Below are 3,335 nucleotides of genomic sequence, written 5' to 3' on the forward strand. Positions count from 1 at the left end.
TTATATGCGCCTTAGAGGCTTTCCACCGGCCCCTTTGTTCCCCCTTTGGGGGTTAGGGGGCCGGGATTGCACCAAGCTCAACGGATTATTAGTACCACTCGGCTATGACATTGCTGCCTTTACACCTGTGGCCTATCAACGTGGTCGTCTCCCACGGTCCTTTAAAGAAATCTCATCTTGTGGTGGGTTTCGCGCTTATATGCTTTCAGCGCTTATCCCTTCCCAACGTAGCTACCCAGCAATGCTCCTGGCGGAACAACTGGTGCACCAGAGGTTGGTCCAATCCGGTCCTCTCGTACTAGGATCAGGTCCACTCAAATTTCTAACGCCCACTACAGATAGAGACCGAACTGTCTCACGACGTTCTGAACCCAGCTCGCGTGCCACTTTAATGGGCGAACAGCCCAACCCTTGGGACCTTCTCCAGCCCCAGGATGTGACGAGCCGACATCGAGGTGCCAAACCCCCCCGTCGATGTGAGCTCTTGGGGGAGATCAGCCTGTTATCCCCGGCGTACCTTTTATCCTTTGAGCGATGGCCCTTCCATGCGGTGCCACCGGATCACTATGCTCTACTTTCGTACCTGATCGACCTGTATGTCTCTCAGTCAAGCTCCCTTATGCCATTGCACTCTACGCACGGTTACCAAGCGTGCTGAGGGAACCTTTAGAAGCCTCCGTTACTCTTTTGGAGGCGACCACCCCAGTCAAACTACCCACCAAGCACTGTCCTTCTTTTTCAGAAGTTAGGCTTCAAACAAGTAAAGGGTGGTATTTCAACAATGACTCCACGATACCTGGCGATACCGCTTCAATGTCTCCCACCTATCCTACACATCACTTGTCCAAAGTCAATACTAAGCTATAGTAAAGGTGCACGGGGTCTTTTCGTCCCGTAGCGGGTAATCGGCATCTTCACCGATACTACAATTTCACCGAGCTCATGGCTGAGACAGTGTCCAGATCGTTGCACCATTCGTGCAGGTCGGAACTTACCCGACAAGGAATTTCGCTACCTTAGGACCGTTATAGTTACGGCCGCCGTTTACTGGGGCTTCAATTCAATGCTTCGCCGAAGCTAACATCTCCTCTTAACCTTCCAGCACCGGGCAGGTGTCAGACCCTATACGTCATCTTTCGATTTAGCAGAGTCCTGTGTTTTTGATAAACAGTCGCCTGGACCTCTTCACTGCGGCCCTCCATTACTGAAGGGCGACCCTTCTCCCGAAGTTACGGGCCCATTTTGCCTAGTTCCTTAGCCATGAATCTCTCGAGCACCTTAGAATTCTCATCCCAACTACCTGTGTCGGTTTACGGTACGGGTTGCCGCCACTCGCTTTTCTTGGAAGTCGATCCTCAGGATTATCACCGCCGCCGTAGCTTTGGTGTACTATCGGGGTGTTACCACTCCCTTCAACGCACTATTCCGTCTGTGCGCACCTAATTTTCGCCTCCGTCCGCTTTAACGTGGGGCAAGTAGCAGAATATTAACTGCTTGTCCATCGACTACCCCCTTCGGGTTCGCCTTAGGACCCGACTAACCCTCAGCTGATTAGCATAGCTGAGGAAACCTTGGTCTTTCGGTGTGCGGGTTTCTCGCCCGCATTATCGTTACTTATGCCTACATTTTCTTTTGTAACCACTCCAGCATACCTCGCAGTACACCTTCAGCGTTGTTACAATGCTCCCCTACCCCTCCAGATAAATCTGAAAGCCATAGCTTCGGTAATATGTTTATGCCCGATTATTATCCATGCCGGACCGCTCGACTAGTGAGCTGTTACGCACTCTTTAAATGAATGGCTGCTTCCAAGCCAACATCCTAGCTGTCTGGGCAGTCCAACCGCGTTTCTTCAACTTAACATATATTTTGGGACCTTAGCTGATGGTCTGGGTTCTTTCCCTCTCGGACACGGACCTTAGCACCCATGCCCTCACTGATACACATCATTTTATAGCATTCGGAGTTTGTCAGGAATTGGTAGGCGGTGAAGCCCCCGCATCCAATCAGTAGCTCTACCTCTATAAAACTAATGTACCGCTGCACCTAAATGCATTTCGGGGAGTACGAGCTATTTCCGAGTTTGATTGGCCTTTCACCCCTACCCTCAGGTCATCCCAAGACTTTTCAACGTCAACGGGTTCGGTCCTCCACTATGTGTTACCACAGCTTCAACCTGCCCAAGGGTAGATCACACGGTTTCGCGTCTACCATTACCAACTATAGCGCCCTATTAAGACTCGCTTTCGCTACGGCTCCATACCTTAAGTACTTAACCTTGCTGGAAACGGTAACTCGTAGGCTCATTATGCAAAAGGCACGCCGTCACATCCGAAGATGCTCCGACCGCTTGTAAGCGTATGGTTTCAGGATCTATTTCACTCCGTTATTCACGGTTCTTTTCACCTTTCCCTCACGGTACTGGTTCACTATCGGTCTCTCAGGAGTATTTAGCCTTGGCGGATGGTCCCGCCAGATTCATACAGGGTTTCCCGTGCCCCGCACTACTCAGGATACCACTATCAATAACACATTTGTACCTGTACAGGACTATCACCCTCTGCGGTCAATCTTTCCAAATTGTTCCAGTTCTATGTGCATCGAATAGCGTGGTCCTACAACCCCAATAAGTCCGTGAACTCATTGGTTTGGGCTAATGCGCGTTCGCTCGCCGCTACTAGCGCAATCACTTTTGTTTTCTCTTCCTCCGGGTACTTAGATGTTTCAGTTCCCCGGGTTCGCCTCCTTACGGATAATACATCTTCAATGTACTGGGTTGCCCCATTCGGATATCTGCGGATCAATTCGTATGTGCCAATCCCCGCAGCTTTTCGCAGCTTATCACGTCCTTCATCGCCTCTGAGAGCCTAGGCATTCCCCATACGCCCTTATTTAGCTTGTGTGCTTTTGCCTTCTAATTTGCTCGTATCTCTTTAACTCTTCCGAGTTAATTCAATACTCAATATAATTTGCTCTTAATTAGTTATAAAATTTAAAACTCTATAACTGTAGTTTCTCGTATTCTTTGTTTCTCAATATGTCAATGAACGTTCCCCCTCCAACTCCCCCGAAGGGGGAGAGAGGGCTCCCACTAATCCCTCCCCTTCGGGGAGGTTAGGTGGGAATGGTGGAGAATATCGGAGTCGAACCGATGACCTCCTGCGTGCAAGGCAGGCGCTCTAGCCAGCTGAGCTAATCCCCCATTCTATATGTTGAATGTTGAATTATGAATGTTGAATTAATTTAAAATTCAAAATTTAGAATTTATAATTCAAACCCTCAACTTCTAAAATTTCCTTTCAATATACTTTAATGAACTTCTTTGTCTCCTCTTC

Annotated in this window: 1 tRNA gene and 1 rRNA gene; both read right to left on the reverse strand. The window is 49.0% G+C overall.

Features of this window, described 5'->3' with window-relative positions:
• Positions 1-67: 67 nt before the first annotated feature.
• Positions 68-2,904 (reverse strand): 23S ribosomal RNA (locus RM529_RS16580).
• Positions 2,905-3,125: 221 nt separating this feature from the next.
• Positions 3,126-3,202 (reverse strand) — tRNA-Ala (locus tag RM529_RS16585).
• Positions 3,203-3,335: the final 133 nt, after the last annotated feature.

The organism is Autumnicola edwardsiae, assembly GCF_031846505.1.
GTDB classification, from domain to species: Bacteria; Bacteroidota; Bacteroidia; order Flavobacteriales; family Flavobacteriaceae; genus Autumnicola; species Autumnicola edwardsiae.